This is a genomic window from Micromonospora palythoicola (assembly GCF_036689795.1).
In the GTDB taxonomy this organism is placed as follows: Bacteria; Actinomycetota; Actinomycetes; order Mycobacteriales; family Micromonosporaceae; genus Micromonospora; species Micromonospora palythoicola.
On the sequence record NZ_JBAGKI010000027.1, the window covers coordinates 47,575 to 69,203 of the forward strand.

The window sequence follows — 21,629 nt, forward strand, 5'->3', positions numbered from 1 at the left end:
CACGTCGGTGCCGCTGCCAGAAGAGGGTGAGGGGTCACTTCGCGTCCGCGGCGAGGGTGACCGAGGCGTTCTGTCGGGTCGAGCCCCGGCGGTACTCGACGGTCACCACCGAGCCGGGCGCGTACTTACGGACCAGGGCGATGAGGTCGGTCGGCTCGGTCATCGGGCGACCGTTCAGCTTCAGGATCACGTCACCGGCGCGCAGTCCCGCACCGGCGGCCGGGCCGGACGGCTCGACCGTCGCGAGGCGTACGCCGGCACCGTTGGTGCCCGAGCCGGGCCCGCCCACCTGGGCGCCGATCACCGTACGGCGGGCCTTCCCGGTGCCGATGATGTCCTGGGTGATCCTTTTCGCCTGGTTGATCGGGATCGCGAAGGCAAGACCGATGTTGCCGGCCTCCTGGCCCTCGGCGACCAGCGACTTGATCGTGGAGTTGACGCCGATGACCCGTCCCGCCGCGTCGACGAGCGGGCCGCCCGAGTTGCCGTGGTTGACCGCGGCGTCGGTCTGGATGGCGGCGTAGTAGCGCGTCGGTCCGCCCGGCTCGCCGGCGTGCATCGTCCGGTCCAGGGCGCTGACGATGCCCGCGGTGACCGTGTTCGCCAACGACAGCGGCGAACCCATCGCCAGCACCGGATCGCCGACGGCCAGGGCGTCGGAGTCGCCGAACTCCACCGGGCGCAGCCCGGTGCGGGAGACCTTGATCACCGCGATGTCGGACTCCGCGTCCTGTCCCACCACCGTCGCGGACGCCGAGCTGCCGTCGTTGAAGATGACCGACGCCTTGCCGGTGCCGCCGGCCACCACGTGGTCGTTCGTGATCACATGGCCGTCGGCACTGGCGATGAAGCCTGAGCCCTCGCTGGTGCCACCCAGGCCGGCGACCCGGACGGTGACCACGCTGGGCAGCACCCGTTCGGCGACGCCGGCCAGCGACTCCGGCGGGCGTTGGGCGAGCGTGGGCGCCGCACCGGGGACCGCGCCCAGCACCGTCGCACCGGCACCACCACGGATCGCGAAGGCGTAGCCCAGCGCACCACCGAGCGCGCCGGCGAGCAGGGCGATCACCAGCGGAATGAGCAGCAGTTGCTGGAGTCTCGGCCGGCCAGCCGCGTCGGGATCGACGACCGGTTCCGGTTCGCTGCCGACGACCGGTGCCGCGGGCAGCACCACCGCCGCCGGTGCGTGCGGATCCCGCCACGGATCGGCGAGCGCGTCGGACCACCACGGCGACCCGGCATGGCCGCCGTCCTGCGGTGTCCCCGGTCCACCGGCCGTCGGATGCCCGGCCGTCGGATGCCCGGCCGGTGCTCCGCCCACGCCGGGCTGGCGCCAGTCCCAGCCGTCGGTCACTCGGTGCCTCCCACTCCCGTCCCCCGGTGTCCACGCGTCCGCGGTCCGGCGCGGGCTACGGACACCGCTTCCAGGATTGCACGGATGCGCCGCACCGGGTCAGCGGTTGTCACCGCGGGTGGATGCCCCGCTGCGCTCAGAGCTGGCCGCCTCTAGAGTCACAGTGCCCAACCACCCTGCGCATCATGCTCGTCGCCCGGAGGTGCCCCATCGCCACGGTCGCCGGTTCCGGCAGTTCGACGAACCCGGCCCTGCAGTTCGCCGAGTCGTACGTCACCGAGGACCTCGTCCTGCGGACCGCCCGCAGCCTCGCCCGCGAGGTCGGCCTGGACGCGGTCACCGCAGGCGCGGGTGCCGCGTTGCGCCTGCTCGCCGCCGCCGGCAACGCCCGCGCGGTGGTCGAGATCGGCACCGGCACCGGTGTCAGCGGGGTGTGGTTGCTGCGCGGGATGCGGGCCGACGGGGTGCTCACCACCATCGACGTCGAGGTGGAGCATCAGCGGATCGCCCGGCGCATCTTCGCCGAGGCCGGCTACGTCTCCGGCCGCACCCGGATCATCACCGGCCGGGCGCTGGACGTCCTGCCCCGGCTCGCCGACGGCGCGTACGACCTGGTCTTCGTCGACGCCGAGGTGACCGGCTTCACCGCCTGCGTGGACGCCGCGTTGCGGCTGCTGCGGCCGGGCGGCGTACTGGTGCTCAACGGTGCGCTGGCCGGCGGCCGGATCGGTGACCCGGCCGCCCGCGATTCGGAGACGGTGCTGGTGCGCGAGACGGTGAAGGCCATCCGCGAGTCGGAGCACTGGATTCCGGCGCTGCTGCCGGTCGGCCACGGGCTGCTGGCCGCGGTGCGCTGCTGAGCCCACACACTCGCGGCCCGTCCGGCTGGCGGCCCCCCGACCGGCCGGCAGCACTCCAGGGTCAGTCCAGCGCGGCCAACCAGCGCAGCAGCCCGCGTACGCCCCAGCCGGTCGCACCCCGGGTCAGCTCCGCGTCGTCGCGTTCGCACCAGGAGGGTGCGGACATGTCGATGTGCAGCCACCGGTCGGCCAGCTCGCCGGTGAACTCCCGCAGGTAGAGCGCGGCCAGCACGGAACCGCCGCCCTGCGTCGGCGCACTGTGCAGGTCGGCCAGGTCGCTGCCGAGGTGCTCGACGTAGTCGGCGGGCAGCGGCATCCGCCAGGCCGACTCACCGGCCGATCTGATCGCCGCCAGCAGATCCTCGGCGAGCTGGTCGTTGTCGCTGTAGAGGGCGCCGGTGCGGGTGCCCAGCGCCACCGCGTTGGCGCCGGTCAGGGTGGCCAGGTCGACAAGCAGGTCGGGCTTGAGTTCCTGGACGGCGTACGCCAGCGCGTCGGCGAGCACCAGCCGCCCCTCGGCGTCGGAGTTCGTCGTCTCGCTGGTCATCCCGCCGTAGTGCCGCACGACGTCGCCGGGCCGGAACGCGGCCCCGCTGACCATGTTCTCGGCCAGCGGCGCAAGCGTGGTCACCCGGACCGGCAGGCCCAGCGTGGCGGCGCCGAGGGTGGCCGCCACGACGGCGGCGGCACCGGCCATGTCCTTGCGCATCAGCTTCATCGCCGGCACGGGCTTGATCGAGATGCCGCCGGTGTCGAAGGTGATGCCCTTGCCCACCAGGACCACATGGGTCCGGGCGTCCGCGGGACGCCAGTCCAGCTCGACCAGGCGCGGGCCGCTGGCCGATCCGCCACCGACGGCGAGGATGCCGCCGAAGCCCTCGGCGGCCAGTTGCTCCGGCTCGCGGACCCGCAGCGTGAGCCCGGGCAGGTCGGCCGCGGCCGCGGTGACCTGCTCGGCGAACCACTGCGGGTTCTTCACCGAGGAGGGCATGTTGGTGAGGTCCCGGGCCAGTCGGGTCATCCGGGCGGTCGTCCGCGCCACCTCGACGGCCTGCTCGTACGCCTCGGGGTCGGTGACCGCCAGGTCGACGTCGGCGAGCGCGGGCGCGTCGGCGTCCGCACCCAGCCGGAACCGGTACGACGCCAGCAGCAGCCCCTCGGCCAGGCCGCGCACCGCCTCGGGTGCCACCCCGCTCGGCAGCGCGAGTGTGACATGAGTCTCATCTTTGGTGGCCCGGGCCAGTGCCGCGCCGCTCGCCCGCCACGCCGCCTCGTCGGCCGCGCCGATCCCGAGCAGCAGCAGCCGCCCGGGACCGCCCCCGGGGCGCAGCTGAACGTGCACCTCGCCGGCCCGGCCCGAGAACCGCGCCGCCGGGATCAATGCGGCCACCTCGTCGGCGATCCCGTCGGGTGGGGCCACCGCGGTCGGCACCGCCTCGGCCGGTGTGTCGTCGGCGGCGCCGGGCCGCACGGGCACGATCAGGGTGTCGAGCCGTTCCGGCTCGGCGGTCAGACGAATGGCGAGCACGCGGAGCCGTACCTCCTGGAGACGGACGCGCGGTGGGTCGGACCGCGCGAAGGTGTGACGGCTCTGAGCCACCGGTGGGACCGGTGGCTCAGAGCCAGGAACCAGACGAACTGTCCGCGGCGGCGAGCGTCGCCGACGCGCCGGCCACACTCAGCCGGCGGCCGCCTTCAGCGCGTCACCGAGAGCAGTCGCCTCGTCGGGAGTCATCTCGACGACGAGCCGGCCACCGCCCTCCAGCGGGACCCGCATGACGATGCCCCGGCCCTCCTTGGTGACTTCCAGCGGACCGTCGCCCGTCCGCGGCTTCATCGCCGCCATGTTGTCTCCCCTCAGACCTACACCAGGGTCGGTGGGTTGCCCCACAGCCACTTCGCCATGACCACCCGCAACTTGCACGTGGGTGTCGACCGACGATTTTCCCTGATGAACACCGCCGGACCCAAACCGAAGCAGCATTGATGTAACAGCATCTAGCTTATCCTTAGATGGCCTGTCACAATGTGCGGTCATGCAGGCACGGTCGGCACTCTTCGACCTGTACGGCGACCACCTCCGGCCCCGGGGTGGTCGCGCACCCGTTGCCGCGCTGGTCAAGCTGCTGGCGCCGCTCGGGATCGCGCCACCTGCCGTACGGACGGCGGTCTCCCGAATGGTGCGCCAGGGCTGGCTCGAACCGATCAGGCTCACCTCCGGACCGGGATATTCGATCACACCGAAGGCGGCCCGCCGACTCGACGAGGCCGCCTCCCGGATCTACCGCACCGGTCGGGTCACCTGGGACGGGCGCTTCGACCTGCTGGTGCTGGACGCACCGACCGCACGCCGGGACCGTCAGCGTCTCGCCGCCAACCTGCGGTACCTCGGCTACGGCACGTTGGACGAGCAGACCTGGGTGGCCACCCGTCCGGCCGAGGACGTCGACCTGCTGCTCAGCGAGGCGGGCGTACGCTTCGAGCGGTTCAGTGCGGCGCACGCGGCCGGCACGCCGGGCGCGATGGGTCTGGTCCGCCGGGCCTGGGACCTGGCCGAGATCGGCCGGGCGTACGAGGAGTTCGTCGCCGAGCAGCGGACGCTGTTGACCGGCGTCACCGCCCGCAGCGGCGACGAGGAGGCGTACGCGGCCCGGTTCCGGCTGGTGCACGCATGGCGTACCTTCCTGTTCCGGGATCCGCAGCTGCCACCGGCGCTGCTGCCCGAGCGCTGGCCCGGCACCGCCGCGGCCAGCTTCTTCGACCGCCACGCGGCCCGGCTCCGACCGGCCGCCGACCGGTACGTCGAGCAGTGCCTCGACGGTGGACACCGGTTAGCCCGACAGAAGGGTCGCCACACGTGACCGAGCCGCTGCTCGTCGACCGCACCGACGCCGTCGTCACCCTCACCCTGAACCGCCCGACGGCGATGAACTCGCTCGACGTGGCGCTCAAGGAGGCACTGCGGGACACCCTCGCCGAGTTGGAGTCCGACCGTGGTTGCCGGGCGGTGGTGCTGGCCGGGGCGGGCGGGTCGTTCTGCGCCGGCCAGGATCTGCGCGAGCACGTCGACACCCTCCGGGCGGGCGACGACAACCCGCTGGACACCGTGCGGGCGCACTACAACCCGATCGCCGCCCGGCTGGCGAGCCTGCCGAAGCCGGTGGTGGCCGCCGTCCGGGGCATGGCCGCCGGGGCCGGGGCCTCCCTCGCCTTCCTGGCCGACATCCGCATCGGTGGTCCGTCCACCAGCTTCCTGATGGCGTTCGCCAAGGTCGGGCTGGCCGCCGACACCGGCGCCTCGTGGACGCTGCCCCGGCTCGTCGGCCACGCCAAGGCCGTCGAGCTGCTGATGCTGGCCGAGCCGGTACGCGCCGAGGAAGCCTGCCGGCTGGGACTGCTCAACCGACTGACGGGCGACGACGAGCAGGTGCTACCGACCGCGCAGGAACTGGCCGCCCGCCTCGCCGCCGGGCCGACCGTGGCGTACGGGGCGATAAAGCGTCAGCTCTCCGTCGCCGACGCCGGCACCCTGGCCGACGCGCTGGCCGCCGAGGCGCAGGCGCAGGCGATCTGCGGCGCGACTGCGGACCACCGGGCCGCCACCATGGCCTTCGTCGACAAGCAGAAGCCGGTCTTCGAGGGCCGCTGAGCCCGCGCCGGTCCAGTGACGGGCACCGGGTCGGTCAGTCGTCCTCTTCCGGGTCCTGGTTGGCCTCCGCGCCGAGCACGAACGCCTGCATGGCCAACTCGTCGCCCGACGGCGAGACGAAGGCCGGCAACTCCCGGGGGCCGAGTTCCTGCACGTACGCCCAGAACAGCCGGACCGCCTCCGCCGGCGAGTCGGCCTCGATCGGCAGGTCCAGGCTGACCAGCCAGGTGCGGCGCTGCGGGGCCGGACCGAGCCGGTCGACCAGTTCGCGGAACGTCGCCGCGTCGAGTGGGGTGACCGGCCCGCCGAGGAGCAGCGCGTCGGCCGGCACCGGCTCGTCGAAGGCCCGCCGGGTGTACGCGACGACGAGCGTGTCGGGCACCGGGTCGGACTGCGGATCGTCCGGGTCCTCCGGACGACCGGCGGCCGGGCCGGCGACCCGACCCACCGCGACCAGCCGTGGCGGCTCGTCAGCAAGCACCGCGACCTGGTCACCGGGACGGGGCAGGGTGCTGCCGTCCAGCCCGGTCAGCTCAAGCGTGTCGTGGTGGACGAGCCGCTCGGCGTCGTACCGTCCGGCGGGCAGGAGCACGGCCCAGGTGCCCGTGCCGTCCGCCTGGCTCGCCCCGTTCACCCGCTGTGCGGTGTCGGTCGTCATGCCCTCATCCCATCACGCCGGTCGGGGACGTCACGACGTGGCAGCCCGCCAGATGGTCGTCGACCATGCCGGTGGCCTGCATCAGCGCGTACGCCGTGGTCGGGCCGACGAACCGGAAGCCACGTTTCTTGAGTGCCTTGGCCATCGCCGTGGAGGCGTCGGTGAGCGCGGGTACGGCGGCGGCGGAGCCCGGTCGGGCCCGGTCCGGTGGCGGGGCGAACGACCAGAGCAGCGCGGAGAGCCCCTCCGGCAGATCCTGGGCGGCACGGGCGTTGGCGATCGCAGCTTCGATCTTGGCCCGGTTGCGGACGATGCCGGCGTCGGCGAGCAGCCGGTTCACGTCGGCCTCGCCGTAGTCGGCCACCGTGTCGATCCGGAATCCGCCGAAGGCCGCCCGGAAGGCCGGCCGTTTTCGCAGGATGGTCAGCCAGGACAACCCGGACTGGAACGCCTCCAGCGTCATCCGCTCGTAGAGGGCGTCGTCACCGTGCAGCGGTCGTCCCCACTCGGTGTCGTGATAGACCGCGTAGTCGGGAGTGCTGGCACCCCACCCGCACCGGGCCAGCCCGTCGGCACCGATAACCAGTTCAGTCACGACATCAAGGCTAGGCCCAGTGTCCGACAGCCCGGCCGTGCACCGGTCAGGGCAGGCGGCCCTGCTCGACCTGGCGAGCGAAGCGTCGCAGGGCCTGGGTGAGGCTGAGCTTGGAACCGGGCCAGAGCACCGGCCAGGCCACCTTGCCGGCCGGGCCGCCCGGCAGGTGGAACCACTCGTGCCAGACCACCTGACTGCGCCCGCTCTCCAGCGGGGTGCACCGCAGCACCCCGGGGCCGCGCAGCAGCGTGCCGCAGTGCACCACGCCGATCTCGTACGGCGCGTCCACCCGGACGACCCGCATCTTGTCCCGCAGCACCGCGGGGCCGACCGAGGTGACCGCCTCGACCAGGCTCCCCTCACCACCGTCACCCTCCACCACCCGGACGGTGGTGAACGGGATCCACTCGGACTGCCGCTCCCAGGCCAGCAGGGCAGCGAAGACCTTCTCGGCCGGCGCGTTGACGATCACCGTGGCGGTCACCTCACCCGCGCCGGGTTGGGCCGCCTCGCGAAGATCGTCTACGCCGTCCGAGCCGCTCACGCCGACTCCGACCGGACCACCGAACCGCGCGACGTGGTTCCCGACGCCCCGCTGTCCGCCGGCCTGTCGTCGAGGTCCGGGTCGGCAGCCGCCGGGACCGCACCCTCGGCCGCGCCCGGCACCGGCTGCCCGCCAGCCGGCCGGGCATCGCCGTCGGCCGGCTGCGTCGCCTCGCTCGTCGCTTGCGCCGCGGTCGCCGGCTCCGTCGGTGACTCGGTGGTGGCCGCCGGCATCGGGCGGTCACCGGTCTCGGCTCCCGCGGGAGCCACCGAAAGCTCGATCGTCGATCCGTCGGCCACCGGCGGATCCCAGGGCGCGGGCCCCGCCTCCGCCGGGTTGGCCGACTGCTCGCGGGCCTGTCGGAGCGCGTCGGCGTCGGCGATCCGTCCGTCCCGCAACGCCGTCACCTCCGCCTCCAGCACACCGATCAGCTCGGCCTTGTAGCCGATGTCGTAGGCCGCCCGGCGCATCGCCTGGTCGACCTGGGTCATCCGGTACCCACGCAGCGCGGTGTCGAAGCGCACCTCGCCGACGTCGGACTCGCGCAGCGGACGGTCACCGGGCAACGGCACCGCACGCCCGTCCGCCTCGACCGGAACCAGGCCGGGATCCCGACCGGTGACCAGCACGGTGACGCCGAACACGACCGCCGCGACGGTGACCGCCACGACCAGCAGGAGCAGAAGCTGACCCATGCACTGATCGTGGCACGCCGAGGGGAACAGGGCGACCCCACCCGGCGCGGCATACCGGACAGGAAGCCGGACCGACGACGGGATAGCGTCAGCGTGCCAGCGGCGTGATCGGCCGGCGGCGTACGGCGATGTGGGAGGTGGCGTGGCCGGGGTGCTGCGGCTCGGGACCCGGCGGTTCGGTCCCGACGAACTGGTGGTGATGGCGATCGTCAACCGCACCCCGGACTCGTTCTTCGACCGGGGTGCCACCTTCGCCGCCGACAGCGCGCTGCGGGCGGTGGAACGGGCGGTGGACGAGGGCGCGGACGTCGTCGACATCGGCGGGGTGAAGGCCGGGCCGGGCACCGAGGTCGACGTCGCCGAGGAGATCCGCCGGACGGTCGGCACCATCGCCGCCGTACGGGCCGCCTTTCCGGAGGTCGTCATCTCGATCGACACCTGGCGCGCCGAGGTCGCGGTGGAGGCCGTGGCGGCCGGCGCGGACCTGCTCAACGACACCTGGTCGGGGGCGGATCCGACGCTGGCCCGGGTGGCGGCGCGCACCGGGGTCGGGCTGGTCTGCTCACACGCGGGGGGACTCAGTCCGCGCACCAGGCCGCACCGCGCGGCCTTCGACGACGTGGTGGCGGACGTGGTCGCGACGGTCACCGGCCTCGCCGAGCGCGCGGTCTCCCTGGGCGTACGCCCCGACGGGATCCTCATCGACCCGGCGCACGACTTCGGCAAGAACACCCGGCACTCGCTGGAGATCACCCGGCGGCTGGGCGAGCTGGCCGCGACCGGTTGGCCGGTGCTGGTCGCCCTGTCGAACAAGGACTTCATCGGTGAGACGCTGGACCTGCCGGTCGCGGAGCGGCTGGAGGGCACGCTCGCCGCGACGGCCGTCTCGGCGTGGTTGGGCGCCCGGGTCTTCCGCGCTCACCAGGTCCGCCCCACCCGTCGGCTGCTGGACATGGTCGCGGCCGTCCGGGGAGATCGCCCACCCACGCTCAGCCGTCGCGGCCTCGCCTGAGCGGTGATCGGTCGAGCGCCGGTCAGGTCCAGCGGAGAATGTCGCGCCGCCACGCGTACAGCAGGCCGAGCGCCAGCACACCCACGAAGATCGCCATTTCCACCACGGTGACCAGCCCGAATCCGGGCCGATCGAAGATCACCGCCCACGGGAAGAGGAACACCGCCTCGACCGCGAACAGCACGTAGAGGTACGCGTAGACGTAGTAGCGGATCTGCATCTGCGCCCAGTCGCCGCCGACCGGGTCGAGGCCGCACTCGTAGCTGGCGCGCTTGCCGGGCGGGTCTGCCGGGCGGGCGGGCCGGAGCACCCGGTTGGCGGTGAACGCGACGGCGAGGAAGAGCACGCCGGCGAGCAGCAGCAGCCCGAGCGTCGCGTACGAGCCCAGGTAACCGGTCACGGTCGGTCAGCCTACCGTCCCGCGCTCGACCCCGGTCGCGTCGCGAACTTCTTTCTTCTGGGACTAGTGTCCCAGGGCAACTTCTGACCACCATGAGACCACCACCAGCACCGGAGGACCAATGCGACGGTTGCCCGGACGGCACGCCTGGCGTCGTACCTTCGCGTCGGCCTGTGCCCTCGGTCTGCTGGTGGCCGGCGGGGCCGCCGTGGCGCCGGGGGCGGTGGCGGCCGGCGCGGCGGCGAGTCGGGCCACCGAGCCGCTGCCGTACAGTCCGCCGGCGGAGCCGACCGAAGAGCCGGCACCCACCTCACCGCCGCCCACGGTGGAGCCGCCGATCGAGACGAGTGGGCCCGCCACGCCCCCGACAACGCCGACACCGGGCACCACCACCGGCGGACCGGTCCCGAGCAGCGGTCCGCCGGTTGTCACGGTGGCACCGTCCCGGCCCACGTACTCGCCGCCGTCGCGGCCTGCCGATCCCACCCTCGCACCCCCCGCCGCGGCCGGCGTGAAGGTCACCACCGGCGACGTCAACCTGCCGGCCGGCTACTGGAACTCGGCCAGCACGGTGGTCACCCTGAACGTGACAGTGGCCAACACCGGCACCGCGAGCGCCGGTGTCCGACTCGGCTACACCCTGCCGGCCGGCCTCACCGACGCCGGCACGAGCGGCTGCGCCGACGCCGGGAACCGGGAGCACCGCTGCGGGCAGTGGACCACGGCACCCGGCGCGGAGTTCAGCACCAGGCTGCGGATCCGGGTCGACGGCGACGCCTGGCGCAACGTGCCGCTGGCCGGCACGGTACGGGTGACGGCCACCGGCGCGGCCGGTACCGCGAGTGACGACGAGGGTTTCGCCGTGCTCTTCCCGCCCGGCCCGCCGGTACCCGGGATCACCATGTCGGCCGGGGAGGTCACCTTCGACGCCGAGGGTGCCGGCACGGAGCTACTCGTCCGGCTCGGCAACACCGGCCGGGCCGACGCCGATGGCCGGGTCGACGTGCTGCTGCCCGCCGGGGTCACGGTGGCGACGCCACCCGCCGGCTGCGTCGCCGCGGCGGCCACGCGTACCCGCTGCGAGCTGGGCGCGGTGCGGCCGGGGCGGACCGAGGAGGTGAGGTTGCCGGTGACGGCGACGGCGCAGGCGCTGCGGAGCGCGCCGCTGTCCGGCGCGGTGATCGGTCGGCTCGATCCGCGCCACGGTGCCGACCGACGGATGCAGCTCAGTTTCCGGATCACCGCGACGTCACCCGATCTGCCCTCGGTGGTTTCGCCGCCCGCACCGGTGACGTCGCCGGACTTGCACCCGGCCGGAGCGGCACCCGGCGAGGGGCCGTCGGCGGGACAGCGCTCCGTGGTGCTGCTGATCACCGTGTCGGTGCTGCTGGTGCTGCTGGCCGCCGGGCTGGTGGCGGTGTGGTTGCGACGGCGCGCCGGCACGCCGGCGACCGGCGGCGAGACGACCGGGGCGGCGAACCCGGCGGCCGGCGGCGCGCCGGAACCGGACAGCGGGATCTGGTTCCGCGCCCGGCGGCCGGCGCGGACGTACGACCGGCAGGGGTGGGACGTGCGATGACCAGGGGTGGGGGACGCAGTAATCAGGGGGGTGGGATGTGCGGTGATTTGGCGGTGATATGGATTACGGCGGCCCCGGCGAAACACCGCAACTGACCACATAAACCCTCACGTTCCGGTCCCAGTCGGCGGACCTCCGGGCCGGACGCGCCCCCGATCCGACGTAGGCTCTCGGTGAGGAAGGACAGGCGGGCCGGACGTTCACGGACGGCCGGTGCAGCGGCGCGTCAAGGAGGTCTCGTGGCCGAGCAAGGCGAGGTCACCATCCAGTTCAGCCGGCCGCGCCACGGCGCGCGACGAAGCGAGGTGCGGCCGTGACCAAGCAGATCCGCCAACTCGAACGGGTGGTCATCCGGTTCGCCGGCGACTCCGGCGACGGCATGCAGCTGACCGGGGACCGGTTCACCTCGGAGACCGCGCAACTGGGCAACGACATCTCCACGCTGCCCAACTTCCCGGCCGAGATCCGGGCTCCCGCCGGCACCCTGCCGGGCGTGTCGAGTTTCCAGGTGCACTTCGCCGACTACGACATCCTCACCCCCGGCGACGCGCCGAACGTGCTCGTCGCGATGAACCCGGCAGCCCTCAAGGCGAATCTCACCGACCTGCCCAGGGGCGCCGACATCATCGTCAACACCGACGAGTTCACCAAGCGCAACCTGGCGAAGGTCGGCTACGCGAGCAGTCCGCTCGACGACGACACCCTCGCCGGGTACGCGGTGCATCCGGTCGCGCTCACGTCGATGACGATCGGGGCGCTGGCCGAGCTCGACGTGTCCAAGAAGGATGCCGAACGGGCCAAGAACATGTTCGCCCTCGGCCTGCTCAGCTGGATGTACTCCCGACCCTACGAGTCGACCCTGCGGTTCCTGGAGCGCAAGTTCGCCAAGCGGCCCGAGCTGGTCGCGGCGAACGTCGCCGCGTTCAAGGCCGGCTGGAACTTCGGCGAGACCACCGAGGACTTCGCCGTCCGCTACGAGGTGAAGCCGGCCAAGATGCCGCCGGGCACCTACCGCAACATCACCGGCAACGCCGCGCTGTCGCTCGGCCTCGTCGCCGCGGGCGTCCGCTCCGGCCTGCCGGTCTTCCTGGGCGCGTACCCGATCACACCGGCCTCGGACATCCTGCACGAGCTGAGCAAGCACAAGCGGTTCGGCGTCACCACGATGCAGGCCGAGGACGAGATCGCCGCGATCGGCGCGGCGCTTGGCGCCTCCTACGGCGGTGCGCTCGGGGTGACCACCACCAGCGGCCCGGGGGTGGCGCTCAAGGGAGAGACGATCTCCCTCGCGGTGGCGTTGGAGCTGCCGCTGGTGATCGTGGACGTGCAGCGGGCCGGGCCGTCGACCGGCATGCCGACCAAGACCGAACAGGCCGACCTGAACATGGCGCTGTTCGGCCGGCACGGCGAGGCGCCGGTGGCGGTGATCGCGCCCAAGTCGCCGTCGGACTGCTTCCACGCGGCCCTGGAGGCGGCGCGGATCGCGCTCACCTACCGCACCCCGGTCATCCTGCTGTCGGACAACTACGTCGCCAACGGATCCGAGCCGTGGCTGCTGCCCGAGGTCGAGTCGCTGCCGGACCTGCGGGTCGAGTTCGCCACCGCACCCAACGGCGAGGACGGCACCACCTTCCTGCCGTACCTGCGCGACCCGCAGACCCTGGCCCGGCCGTGGGCCGTGCCGGGCACCCCGGGTCTCGAGCACCGCATCGGTGGGCTGGAGAAGGCCGACAAGACCGGTGACATCTCGTACGACCCGGCGAACCACGACTACATGGTGCGGACCCGGGCGGCCCGGATCGAGACGATTCCCGTGCCGGACATCGAGGTGGAGGATCCGGACGGCGACGCCCGGGTGCTGGTGCTCGGCTGGGGCTCGACGTACGGCCCGATCGGTGCGGCCTGCCGCGCCCTGCGCCAGCGCGGCCTACCGGTCGCGCAGGCGCACCTGCGGCACCTGGCCCCGATGCCGGCCAACCTCGGTGCGGTGCTGCGCTCCTACGAGCGGGTGGTCATCCCCGAGATGAATCTCGGTCAGCTCGCGCACGTGATCCGGGGTCGCTACCTGGTCGACGCCATCGGCTACAACCAGGTCCGCGGCCTCCCGTTCACCGCCGCCGAGCTGGAGACGATGCTGGAAGAGGTCCTGAAGAATGTCTGAGCCCGTCGCCCTCAAGCTCACCGCCAAGGACTTCAAGTCCGACCAGGAGGTGCGCTGGTGCCCCGGCTGCGGCGACTACGCGATCCTCGCCGCCGTCCAGCAGTTCATGCCGGAGCTGAACATCCCCCGGGAGAACATCGTCTTCGTCTCCGGGATCGGCTGCTCGTCGCGCTTCCCGTACTACATGAACACCTACGGGATGCACTCGATCCACGGGCGGGCTCCGGCGATCGCCACCGGCCTGTCGGTCTCCCGACCGGACCTGTCGGTGTGGGTGGTGACCGGTGACGGTGACGCCCTCTCCATCGGCGGCAACCACCTGATCCACGCGCTACGCCGCAACGTCAACCTCAAGATCCTGCTGTTCAACAACCGGATCTACGGACTGACGAAGGGGCAGTACTCACCCACCTCCGAGGTCGGCAAGATCACCAAGTCGACGCCGGTCGGTTCGGCGGACGCGCCGTTCAACCCGCTGTCGTTGGCGCTCGGCGCGGAGGCCACCTTCGTCGGCCGGACCATCGACTCCGACCGCAAGCACCTGCAGTCGGTGCTGCGCGCCGCCGCCGAACACTCCGGATCGGCCTTCGTGGAGATCTACCAGAACTGCAACATCTTCAACGACGGGGCGTTCGAGCAGCTCAAGGAGCCGGGTACTCGCGACGACTACCTGATCCGGCTGGAACACGGCCAGCCGATCACGTTCGGCAAGGACGGGCAGTTCTGCGTCGTACACCCGCCCGGTGGGTTCGGCCTGGAGGTACGCGAGACCGCCGCCACCCCGGCGGAGGAGATCGTCGTGCACGACGCCACGGTCGCCGACCCGGCGTACGCGTTCGCGCTGTCCCGGCTGCCCGGCTTCGACCTGCGGAACACGCCGATCGGCGTCTTCCGCTCGGTACGCCGGCCGTCGTACGACAGCGTGGTGCAGGGGCAGTTGGCCGACGCCCGGGCCACCGTCACCGAGACCCCGGAGCAGCAACTGGCCGGGCTGTTGGGCAGCGGCGACACCTGGACCATCGTCGGCTGACCCGGGCGGTGAGCGCCACGACGACCGGGCCGTTCCCGTGGGGGCGGCCCGGTCGGGCTCTCCGGCTCTGCTGATTTCCGGTCGTCGGTCAGGGCAGGGTGTTCGCGCTGGGGCGGTCGTCGCGTACGTGCACCAGCATGTCCCCGGTCTCGATGACCGCACCGGCCCGATCCGCCAGGGTCACCACCTTGCCCCGCCGGACCAGCGCGATGACCAGTGTGTCCAGCTCCCGGGGTGACTTGCCCACCTCGTGGCGCTCGGCGGAACGCATCGCCAGCGCCATGCCCTGACCCGGGGTGAGCAGATCCTCCACCACGTCGATCAGCGGCGGCGCCGATGTCGACAGGCCCAGCAGCCGGCCGGCGGTCGCCGAGGACACGATCACGTGGTGCGCGCCGCTCTGCTTGAGCAGCGGCGCGTTCTCCGCCTCCCGGGCCGCCGCGATGATCCGGACCTGACCCGCGGTGAGCTGGCGTACGGTCAACGCCACCAGCACCGACGCGTCGTCACTGTCGGTCGCGATGATCACCGCCTTGGCGGTCCGCACGTGGGCCTGGTTGAGCACGGAGGATCGGGTCGCCGAACCCTCGATCGCGACCAGCCCGTTCGAGGTGGCCTGACGCAACGCCGGACCGGCGCGCTCCACCACCACGATCCGGGACTTGTCCAGCCCGTTCTCCATCAACGCCGAGATCGCGCTACGCCCCTTGGTGCCGTAGCCGCAGATGATGACGTGGTCCTTCACTCTTCTCTCCCACCGGTGCAGGCGACGGCCGGTCCGGTACTGCTCGGTCAGGACCTCGAGGGTGGTACCGACCAGGATGATCAGGAACAGCACCCGGGCCGGGGTGACGAACACGATGTTGACCAGTCGGGCCTGCTGGGTCATCGGCACGATGTCGCCGTAACCGGTCGTCGACAGGGAGACCACCGCGTAGTAGAAGCAGTCCAGCAGCGTCAGGCCGTCCCCGTTGTTGTCGCGGTACTGCTCCCGTTCGAGGTAGACCACCGCCACCACGGCGAGCACCAGCCCGATCGCGGCGGCCAGCCGCAGGCTCAACGCGCTGAGCGGGCCTCGCCGCTGCGCGGGAAAGTGAATCACCGGGGGACCTGCCCCGCCTCGGTCGCCTGCACGTCCACAACATAGCGGCTGATCCGGCAGCCGCACGGCGGGGTGGCGTTTCAACGGCAGGGTACGGCGAACGGGGCGGCGGACGGGCATGATGGGACGGTCAGCGCAGGAGCGGCGAGAGTGAGGCCCGCATGTCGTTGCTGAGACGGGTGATCGGCGCCGTACTGCGCCGCGAGCGCCAGCACCAAGGCCGCACGCTGCGGGAAGTCGCCCAGGCCGCCGGGGTGTCCGTGCCCTACCTGTCCGAGGTAGAGCGTGGGCGCAAGGAGGCGTCCTCCGAGGTTCTCGCGGCGATCTGCCGGGCGCTCGGCCTGCACCTCTCGGATCTGCTGGAGGAGGTTCGCGACGAGCTTCGGCGGGTCGAACGCCGGCTGCCGGCCACCGGCCCGGCCGCTCACGCCCGGACCGGTGGTGTCCCGGCCATCCGGCGCGGCGACCCGGCGACCGCCACCGCGGGCCACGGTACGGACGGATCGGCCCAGACGGTCGCCCGGCTCAACGCCGTCGGCTTCGGCTTCGGCTCGGACCTGACCGCGGAGCTGGACGGCAACGGCCCCCACGCGGGCTGGTCCCCCTCGGGCGGGCCACTCGGCACCGCCGGGCTGGCTGGCGGTGGGCTGGTCGGCGGGGCTCTGATTGACGGTGGGCCGGTCGGCGGCATCAGGGTCATTGCTTTCGCCGACCGGGTCGGGCCGGTCCACCTCGTCGCCCGGGGGCCGCTGCTCCGTCGCCGCACCTCGCCCGGCCGACCGTCCGGCGGCCCGCCGCACCGATCCTGGACACGCAGGTCAGCCGCCCGGCGGACGGTCACCGTTCGGGCCGCCGCCGGTAGTCACCCAGGGTGAGACCACCAGGAGTTGCCCCTGGAGAGTGACCTGAGCTGGCGACGGTCGCCGTCGTTCTGCCGTGGGCGGATCTGCCCCCGGCAGAACCGCTGGGCGGACACCGGCGGCGTCCCGCAGGCTCAAGGAGCCGGTCCCCGGGCGCTCGACGTCGCCGCCGGCGGGTGGAGGTAGACCATGATCACGATGCTCGACGACGGCCAGCGGACCTTCGGCGACCAGGTGTTCGAACGGTTGCTGCGGGAGCGGATCGTCTTCCTCGGTAGCGAGGTGGACGACGAGATCGCCAACCGGATCTGCGCTCAGATCCTGCTGCTCGCCGCCGAGGACCCGGAGCGGGACATCACCCTCTACATCAACTCGCCCGGCGGCTCGGTGAGCGCCGGAATGGCGGTCTACGACACGATGCGTTTCGTACGCAACGATGTGGCGACCCTCGCCCTGGGGCTCGCCGGCTCGATGGGCCAGTTCCTCCTCTGCGCCGGCACGGCCGGCAAGCGGTACGCGCTGCCGCACACCCGGATCCTGATGCACCAGCCGTCCGGCGGCATGGGCGGCACCGCCTCCGACATCACCATCCAGGCGGAGAACATGCTGCACGTCAAGCGGACCATGCAGAAGCTGATCGCTCAGCACAGCGGCCGGACCCTGGCCGAGATCCAGCGGGACTGGGACCGGGACCGCTGGTTCACCGCTGAGGAGGCCCGGGACTACGGCCTGATCGACCAGGTGGTGACGGCCGCCACCCAACTGCCGGCCGGCTGATGCCGCTCGCCGGTCAACGCCGTGCTGGAGGAGACCGGTAGAAACCGGCCACGCATCACACCGGTCGGGGTGTACGGGTAGTGGGGCGGGTAGAGCGTTGGCTGTGTTGTGGGTGTCGGCGGGTCTTCTGGTGGTGGGGGCGGTCCTACTGGACGCGGCGGTGACCACGCTGTCGCTGGCAAGCGGGGCCGGTTGGCTCACCCGACACGTGTCGCAGGGTGTGTGGCGTCTGATCCGTCGGCTCGCCGGCCGCGGCCCTCGCCGTTGTCATGCGCACTTGAGCAACTGGTACGCATCCTGGACGGCTCGTTCATCGTGGCGACCGACGAACCGGTGGACGCACCAAGCCTGGAAGAACTGGCCCGGGCCGGGATCCCGACCAATCACGAGCAGCTCTATGCGGAGGCTGTCGAGAACACCCGGACGCACCGCCGCCAGTTGCGAGGCTGGTGTGTCTCGGACGGCTGGGACGACATCGATCTACGGCTCACGCTTCACTGACGACAGGTTCTCCACCGGACGCGGACTCGTGTCGTACGGCGTGCTTCTGCCGGTCAGGGCGCTCGCGTTGGTGCCCCCGGCAGGATTCGAACCTGCGACACACGGTTTAGGAAACCGATGCTCTATCCCCTGAGCTACGAGGGCGCGAGGGCACAGTCTAGCGACCTGGGGTTCACCTGGGGTGGCAGGGCAGTGGCCACGTTCTACCGATCACCGTTGTCCCAGCCTGCCGCCGTCGCCGGCCGGCACCTCGGACCTGATGTACGGGACCCGCAGAGCATCAGCGCTCCATCGAGCCCGGGACAGGCGTACGGCATGGTGGCCCATGACCGCTGGTCGCCGGACCACCGGTCTGGCTCCTGGCCAACCGGCGCTGCAGCGGCTTGAATGGCGGCGTGCAGGTCAGTAAGGACGGGCGGAGTTGGCGCATCGGCACCGCCGCCGACGTGGGCTGGATCACCGGTCACACCACTGCCGGCGTCTCGATCACCACCGCCATCCCGCCGGTCTTCGACGCCTACGCCACCACATACCAGACCGACGACGTCACCGCCGCCACCTACGAGCAGGCCCTGGTCGAAGACCTCACCAGGCACACCCCCGACCAGCCGTGGTGGCTGGCCTACCTCGACACCGGCGCCCACGATGTTGTCTTCCCCCACGCCCCGAGGGTGTTCCTCTACTGGGACTGGCCGTACCTGCTGGTCGAGGCCGGCCCCGAGCAGGCCCTCACCTGGCGGACCGGTGGTCACATGCGCCACGGCCGCGGAGCGCTACCCGATCTGTTCTTCCCGGCCGACCGGTCATGGCTGGTATCCGCTCTCTGGGACGACACCTGGACCTGCGTCGGCGGCCCGACACCCGTGATCCACGCCCTCGAACGCGACCCCGTGGCCAACGCCCGCCAGGTCCAACCCGGCGAAGACGCGCTGCCACCAGGACTGGCCCGCGAATAACCACCAACGCCGAAGTTGCCGTAACCCCTCCGACGATCGCTACCGGCCCCGTGTGCGCACCGTGCCGTCGTCCGGGCGCAGCTCTCCGGCCAGGGCCTTGATGGGGGTGGATTTGCCCGCCCCGTTCGGTCCGGTGACCAGAAGCCGGTCCGTGCTCGCGGAGGTCGGCCAGCGAGAGGTCGATCGCGTCCTGGACCGAGGCATGTGGCGGCAGCGCCAATGATTGGGCCAGGTAGCCGACACCGCCCGGGGCGATCACCGTCAGTCCCCCGTTGTCGGGTCGGTCCACCCCAGCGACCAGACGTAACAGGGTCGACTTCCCGGCGCCGATGTCGCCGATGATGCCGACCTTCTCGCCTGGTTTGACGCTGAAGGACACGCCGGCCAGCGCGATGCGCTCGTCGTAGCGGCGGATGATGTGATGCAGCGAAAGTTGCGACGTGAGTAAGACGGCGCCTGAACTGGCTGATTGACAAGGACATGCCGGTGACGGCCGTGCGGCCGGGTGCCGAGCGCAGGTGATCTCGACCCGGCGCGGCGCCGCCTCGTCGGGCTACGTTCCCCGAGACGGCGCCGCAAGGCCCACACCGGCCGGGGTCACGCCCGCTTCGTGAAGGTGGAACGCGCCCACAGGTAGCCGACGAGGGCGATGGCCACGCACCAGGCGACGGCGACGGCCGCGTCGGTGGTGTCGGGCGCGCTGTCGAGCAGCCCGCGCACGGTCTCGATGATCGGCGTGAAGGGTTGGTACTCGGCGAACTGCCGCAGGCCCGGTCCCATCTTCTCCGCCGGGACGATGGCGCTGCTGAAGAACGGCAGCATGACCAGCGGCACGGCGGCCATGCCCGCCGTCTCCGGCGACTTCGCCGACAGTCCCAGCGCGACGGTGAACCAGCCCGCCGCGAACGCGAGCAGCACGACGACACCACCCACGGCGAGCCAGTCGGTCAGGCCCGCCTCCGGGCTGAACCCCAGCAGGAAGGCCACTCCGACGAGCGCCGCGATGGCGATCACGTTGGTCAGCACGCTGGTGACGACGTGGCCGGTCAGCACCGCGCCGCGGGAGACGTCCATGGCCTTGAACCGGTTGATGATGCCCTTGGTCATGTCGGAGTTCACCGCCGTGGCGGTGGCTCCCAGCCCGTAGCAGACCGCCAGCAGGATCAGTCCCGGAGTGGCGTAGTCGATGTAGTCCATGCCGACGCTGAAGGCGTCGCCGAACATGTAGACGAACATCAGCATGATGATGATCGGCATCAGGACGGCGTTGAACACCGAGGTCGGGTTCCGGGTGAGGTGCTTGAGATTGCGGCGCAGCATTACCAGCGAGTGAGACTGGGCGCTCATTTCGTGTCGACCTCCGTGGCGTGGCCGGTCAGGGTGAGGAAGACGTCGTCGAGGTCCGGGGTGCGCACGGAGCACTCCTCGGCGCTGAGGGAGTGCTCATCGAGCCGGTCCAGCAGGGCCCGCAGTGACTTCGTGCCGCCGTCGGCGGGCACTCGCAGGGCCGTTGCGTCGTCGTCGCGGCTGGCCTCGGGGAAGATCCCCGCGGCGGCGTCGAGTTCGGCGGCGGTGCTGAACCGAAGCCGTACATGGGTTCCGGGGATGAGGCGCTTGAGCTCTTCAGGCGTGCCCTGAGCGACCAGGCGGCCCTGGTCGAGCACCGCCAGGCGGTCGGCGAGTTGGTCGGCCTCCTCCAGGTACTGGGTGGTGAGGAAAATGGTCGCGCCGTCGGCGACCAGGTCACGCACGATCGACCACATGGTGCGGCGGCTGCGCGGGTCCAGGCCCGTCGTCGGCTCGTCGAGGAAGATGATCTGTGGGTTGCCGACCAGCGTCATCGCCAGGTCGAGCTTGCGACGCATGCCCCCGGAGTAGGTGGAGGTCGGCTTGTCCGCCGAGGCGGTCAGCTCGAACCGGTCCAGCAGGTCCGCGACGATCCGCGCGCCGTCGCCGGCGGCCCTGCGGTTGAGGTCCACCATCAGCCGGAGGTTCTCGCGGCCGGTCAGTAGTTCGTCGACAGCCGCGAACTGGCCGGTGACGCCGATGGCCGCGCGGACCGCCCTGGCGTCGGTGGCAAGGTCGTGGCCGGCGATCCGGACCGTGCCGCCGTCGGCCTGCGTCAGGGTGGTCAGCACGTTCACCGTCGTCGTCTTGCCCGCGCCGTTGGGGCCGAGCAGACAGAACACCGTGCCGGCGTGGACGTCGAAGTCGACGCCGTCCAGGACGGTCTTGTCCTTGTACGCCTTGCGCAGGCCCGAGACCGAGATCGCTGGGTTCGTCACGTGGTCACCTCCGGGGTGGCCGTAGCGGCGTCGAGCGCCGCGATGATCTTGTTGGCCATGTCGGCGACGGTGGGGCTGGGTCCGCCCGGTCGGGTACCGACAGCCGCGTCGAGGGCGACGACGACGGTTCGGCGGAAGTTGTCGGCCTCGGACGGAGCCTGCTCGGCGAGCAGGCGCATCGCCTCGGTCAGGGCAGGCAGCACGCGGTCGGCAATCTCGGCCACCGACCTGCCGCTCAGGTCCATGCCCGTGGACTTCTCCGCGAGCACGTGCCCGACCAGGCCGGTTGCCGAGGCCAGGGCGATGGATCCGTCGGTGGCGATCTTGTGGGGTGAGCCGCCGGCGACTCCGGCGGCCGACAGCAGTGTGACCGCACCGTACGCGGCCGTGCGAAGCGTGAGCTTGTCCTGGGTGGAAAGGTTGACGGGCACGGTGGTGAGCTCCTTGACATTGATTGACGTTGACGTGGGCAGGGGGCGACCGCCGGGTGGCGGCCCGGGATCACCGGGCGGGTCTCGGCTCCCGAGCGGGGCGGCCCACGTCCGGGGACGGAAGGGATCTTTCATGACAAACCTCTCTTCATCGGGCACGGGTCGGCCCGGACGTGCCAC

At 71.8% G+C, this 21,629-nt stretch carries 24 protein-coding genes, 1 tRNA gene and 1 pseudogene; 11 read left to right on the top strand and 15 right to left on the bottom strand.

All coding sequences use genetic code 11. The features are described 5' to 3' along the window. Positions 1 to 34 precede the first annotated feature (34 nt). Positions 35 to 1,354 carry a S1C family serine protease gene (locus V5O40_RS14705; RefSeq protein WP_332905943.1) on the bottom strand — a complete coding sequence of 440 codons (1,320 nt, stop codon included), beginning with the start codon at positions 1,352 to 1,354 and terminating at the stop codon, positions 35 to 37. 185 nt (positions 1,355 to 1,539) lie between these two features. Here V5O40_RS14705 and V5O40_RS14710 point away from each other — a divergent pair, with 185 nt between their 5' ends. Next, entirely contained in the window at positions 1,540 to 2,214 is a 675-nt protein-coding gene (locus V5O40_RS14710) for an O-methyltransferase (protein ID WP_332905944.1), read from the top strand. Between the two features lie 61 nt (positions 2,215 to 2,275). Here V5O40_RS14710 and V5O40_RS14715 read toward each other — a convergent pair whose 3' ends face one another. Then, complete coding sequence (locus V5O40_RS14715; protein ID WP_332905945.1) at positions 2,276 to 3,742, bottom strand: leucyl aminopeptidase family protein; 1,467 nt, start codon at positions 3,740 to 3,742, stop codon at positions 2,276 to 2,278. Between the two features lie 150 nt (positions 3,743 to 3,892). Next, entirely contained in the window at positions 3,893 to 4,060 is a 168-nt protein-coding gene (locus tag V5O40_RS14720) for a DUF3117 domain-containing protein (RefSeq protein ID WP_013283866.1), read from the bottom strand. Between the two features lie 190 nt (positions 4,061 to 4,250). Here V5O40_RS14720 and V5O40_RS14725 point away from each other — a divergent pair, with 190 nt between their 5' ends. Together V5O40_RS14725 and V5O40_RS14730 are read left to right on the top strand one after the other, a co-directional pair. Continuing rightward, on the top strand, positions 4,251 to 5,075 hold the full coding sequence (locus V5O40_RS14725) for a PaaX family transcriptional regulator (protein ID WP_332905946.1): 825 nt from the start codon (positions 4,251 to 4,253) through the stop codon (positions 5,073 to 5,075). After that, on the top strand, positions 5,072 to 5,863 hold the full coding sequence (locus V5O40_RS14730) for an enoyl-CoA hydratase-related protein (RefSeq protein WP_332905947.1): 792 nt from the start codon (positions 5,072 to 5,074) through the stop codon (positions 5,861 to 5,863). Before V5O40_RS14725 ends, V5O40_RS14730 begins: the two co-directional genes overlap by 4 nt. A gap of 34 nt (positions 5,864 to 5,897) precedes the next feature. Here the strand turns inward: V5O40_RS14730 and V5O40_RS14735 are convergent, their stop codons facing one another. From V5O40_RS14735 to V5O40_RS14750, 4 genes are read right to left on the bottom strand one after another with little or no spacing between them, the layout of a single operon-like run. Then, positions 5,898 to 6,521 carry a hypothetical protein gene (locus V5O40_RS14735; protein WP_332905948.1) on the bottom strand — a complete coding sequence of 208 codons (624 nt, stop codon included), beginning with the start codon at positions 6,519 to 6,521 and terminating at the stop codon, positions 5,898 to 5,900. A gap of 4 nt (positions 6,522 to 6,525) precedes the next feature. Then, positions 6,526 to 7,116 carry a DNA-3-methyladenine glycosylase I gene (locus V5O40_RS14740; RefSeq protein WP_332905949.1) on the bottom strand — a complete coding sequence of 197 codons (591 nt, stop codon included), beginning with the start codon at positions 7,114 to 7,116 and terminating at the stop codon, positions 6,526 to 6,528. Between the two features lie 46 nt (positions 7,117 to 7,162). Continuing rightward, positions 7,163 to 7,660, bottom strand: a complete 498-nt coding sequence (locus V5O40_RS14745; RefSeq protein ID WP_332905950.1) for an SRPBCC family protein — start codon at positions 7,658 to 7,660, stop codon at positions 7,163 to 7,165. Then, entirely contained in the window at positions 7,657 to 8,355 is a 699-nt protein-coding gene (locus V5O40_RS14750; protein ID WP_332905951.1) for a DivIVA domain-containing protein, read from the bottom strand. Before V5O40_RS14750 ends, V5O40_RS14745 begins: the two co-directional genes overlap by 4 nt. Before the next feature lie 142 nt (positions 8,356 to 8,497). Here V5O40_RS14750 and folP point away from each other — a divergent pair, with 142 nt between their 5' ends. Further along, the gene (gene folP, locus V5O40_RS14755) at positions 8,498 to 9,367 is read left to right on the top strand and encodes a dihydropteroate synthase (protein ID WP_332905952.1); all 870 of its coding nucleotides are present in this window, start codon (positions 8,498 to 8,500) and stop codon (positions 9,365 to 9,367) included. Between the two features lie 22 nt (positions 9,368 to 9,389). Here the strand turns inward: folP and ndhC are convergent, their stop codons facing one another. Continuing rightward, positions 9,390 to 9,767 (bottom strand): NADH-quinone oxidoreductase subunit A, encoded by a 378-nt coding sequence (gene ndhC / locus V5O40_RS14760; RefSeq protein ID WP_269739972.1) that lies wholly within the window; start codon positions 9,765 to 9,767, stop codon positions 9,390 to 9,392. 121 nt (positions 9,768 to 9,888) lie between these two features. Here ndhC and V5O40_RS14765 point away from each other — a divergent pair, with 121 nt between their 5' ends. From V5O40_RS14765 to V5O40_RS14775, 3 genes are all read left to right on the top strand, one after another. Then, positions 9,889 to 11,346: a hypothetical protein gene (locus V5O40_RS14765; RefSeq protein WP_332905953.1), complete on the top strand. Its 1,458-nt coding sequence runs from the start codon at positions 9,889 to 9,891 to the stop codon at positions 11,344 to 11,346. A gap of 313 nt (positions 11,347 to 11,659) precedes the next feature. Then, positions 11,660 to 13,507 (top strand): 2-oxoacid:acceptor oxidoreductase subunit alpha, encoded by a 1,848-nt coding sequence (locus tag V5O40_RS14770; protein WP_164446248.1) that lies wholly within the window; start codon positions 11,660 to 11,662, stop codon positions 13,505 to 13,507. Then, complete coding sequence (locus tag V5O40_RS14775; RefSeq protein ID WP_281583125.1) at positions 13,500 to 14,537, top strand: 2-oxoacid:ferredoxin oxidoreductase subunit beta; 1,038 nt, start codon at positions 13,500 to 13,502, stop codon at positions 14,535 to 14,537. Before V5O40_RS14770 ends, V5O40_RS14775 begins: the two co-directional genes overlap by 8 nt. An 88-nt stretch (positions 14,538 to 14,625) precedes the next feature. Here V5O40_RS14775 and V5O40_RS14780 read toward each other — a convergent pair whose 3' ends face one another. Beyond that, positions 14,626 to 15,639 carry a potassium channel family protein gene (locus V5O40_RS14780; RefSeq protein ID WP_332905954.1) on the bottom strand — a complete coding sequence of 338 codons (1,014 nt, stop codon included), beginning with the start codon at positions 15,637 to 15,639 and terminating at the stop codon, positions 14,626 to 14,628. A 161-nt stretch (positions 15,640 to 15,800) separates the two neighbouring features. Here V5O40_RS14780 and V5O40_RS27950 point away from each other — a divergent pair, with 161 nt between their 5' ends. The 3 genes from V5O40_RS27950 to V5O40_RS14795 all read left to right on the top strand — a co-directional run bounded on the left by V5O40_RS27950 (position 15,801) and on the right by V5O40_RS14795 (position 17,777). Next, entirely contained in the window at positions 15,801 to 16,514 is a 714-nt protein-coding gene (locus tag V5O40_RS27950) for a helix-turn-helix domain-containing protein (RefSeq protein WP_408631880.1), read from the top strand. 174 nt (positions 16,515 to 16,688) lie between these two features. After that, positions 16,689 to 17,276, top strand: coding sequence for a ClpP family protease (locus V5O40_RS14790; RefSeq protein ID WP_332905955.1), 588 nt, complete (start codon positions 16,689 to 16,691; stop codon positions 17,274 to 17,276). A gap of 264 nt (positions 17,277 to 17,540) precedes the next feature. Beyond that, positions 17,541 to 17,777 carry a hypothetical protein gene (locus tag V5O40_RS14795; protein ID WP_332905956.1) on the top strand — a complete coding sequence of 79 codons (237 nt, stop codon included), beginning with the start codon at positions 17,541 to 17,543 and terminating at the stop codon, positions 17,775 to 17,777. A gap of 68 nt (positions 17,778 to 17,845) precedes the next feature. On the opposite strand, the gene V5O40_RS14800 is transcribed toward V5O40_RS14795, so the two are convergent. Next, a tRNA-Arg gene (locus V5O40_RS14800) sits at positions 17,846 to 17,921 on the bottom strand. Between the two features lie 251 nt (positions 17,922 to 18,172). On the opposite strand from V5O40_RS14800, the gene V5O40_RS14805 reads away from it, so the two are divergent. After that, positions 18,173 to 18,733, top strand: a complete 561-nt coding sequence (locus V5O40_RS14805; RefSeq protein ID WP_332905957.1) for a hypothetical protein — start codon at positions 18,173 to 18,175, stop codon at positions 18,731 to 18,733. 39 nt (positions 18,734 to 18,772) lie between these two features. On the opposite strand, the gene V5O40_RS14810 is transcribed toward V5O40_RS14805, so the two are convergent. The 5 genes and pseudogenes from V5O40_RS14810 to V5O40_RS14830 all read right to left on the bottom strand — a co-directional run bounded on the left by V5O40_RS14810 (position 18,773) and on the right by V5O40_RS14830 (position 21,449). Then, the gene (locus V5O40_RS14810; RefSeq protein ID WP_332905958.1) at positions 18,773 to 18,937 is read right to left on the bottom strand and encodes an ATP-binding cassette domain-containing protein; all 165 of its coding nucleotides are present in this window, start codon (positions 18,935 to 18,937) and stop codon (positions 18,773 to 18,775) included. Positions 18,938 to 18,959: 22 nt separating this feature from the next. Further along, positions 18,960 to 19,112, bottom strand: a pseudogene (locus V5O40_RS14815) (ATP-binding cassette domain-containing protein); the annotation flags it as partial. 218 nt (positions 19,113 to 19,330) lie between these two features. Further along, positions 19,331 to 20,080: an ABC transporter permease gene (locus V5O40_RS14820; RefSeq protein WP_332905959.1), complete on the bottom strand. Its 750-nt coding sequence runs from the start codon at positions 20,078 to 20,080 to the stop codon at positions 19,331 to 19,333. Continuing rightward, a complete protein-coding gene (locus tag V5O40_RS14825) occupies positions 20,077 to 21,018 on the bottom strand; it encodes an ATP-binding cassette domain-containing protein (protein WP_332905960.1) in 942 nt (313 codons plus the stop codon). The genes V5O40_RS14820 and V5O40_RS14825 overlap by 4 nt, the downstream gene beginning before the upstream one ends. Next, positions 21,015 to 21,449 carry a hypothetical protein gene (locus V5O40_RS14830; protein WP_332905961.1) on the bottom strand — a complete coding sequence of 145 codons (435 nt, stop codon included), beginning with the start codon at positions 21,447 to 21,449 and terminating at the stop codon, positions 21,015 to 21,017. The genes V5O40_RS14825 and V5O40_RS14830 overlap by 4 nt, the downstream gene beginning before the upstream one ends. Positions 21,450 to 21,629: the final 180 nt, after the last annotated feature.

Coding starts and splice junctions, on each gene's coding strand:
- V5O40_RS14710 (WP_332905944.1), top strand. CDS start 1,540: ATGCTCGTCGCCCGGAGGTGCCCCATCGCCACGGTCGCCGGTTCCGGC.
- V5O40_RS14720 (WP_013283866.1), bottom strand. CDS start 4,060: ATGGCGGCGATGAAGCCGCGGACGGGCGACGGTCCGCTGGAAGTCACC.
- V5O40_RS14725 (WP_332905946.1), top strand. CDS start 4,251: ATGCAGGCACGGTCGGCACTCTTCGACCTGTACGGCGACCACCTCCGG.
- V5O40_RS14735 (WP_332905948.1), bottom strand. CDS start 6,521: ATGACGACCGACACCGCACAGCGGGTGAACGGGGCGAGCCAGGCGGAC.
- V5O40_RS14750 (WP_332905951.1), bottom strand. CDS start 8,355: ATGGGTCAGCTTCTGCTCCTGCTGGTCGTGGCGGTCACCGTCGCGGCG.
- V5O40_RS14765 (WP_332905953.1), top strand. CDS start 9,889: ATGCGACGGTTGCCCGGACGGCACGCCTGGCGTCGTACCTTCGCGTCG.
- V5O40_RS14775 (WP_281583125.1), top strand. CDS start 13,500: ATGTCTGAGCCCGTCGCCCTCAAGCTCACCGCCAAGGACTTCAAGTCC.
- V5O40_RS27950 (WP_408631880.1), top strand. CDS start 15,801: ATGTCGTTGCTGAGACGGGTGATCGGCGCCGTACTGCGCCGCGAGCGC.
- V5O40_RS14790 (WP_332905955.1), top strand. CDS start 16,689: ATGATCACGATGCTCGACGACGGCCAGCGGACCTTCGGCGACCAGGTG.
- V5O40_RS14810 (WP_332905958.1), bottom strand. CDS start 18,937: ATGCCTCGGTCCAGGACGCGATCGACCTCTCGCTGGCCGACCTCCGCG.
- V5O40_RS14820 (WP_332905959.1), bottom strand. CDS start 20,080: ATGAGCGCCCAGTCTCACTCGCTGGTAATGCTGCGCCGCAATCTCAAG.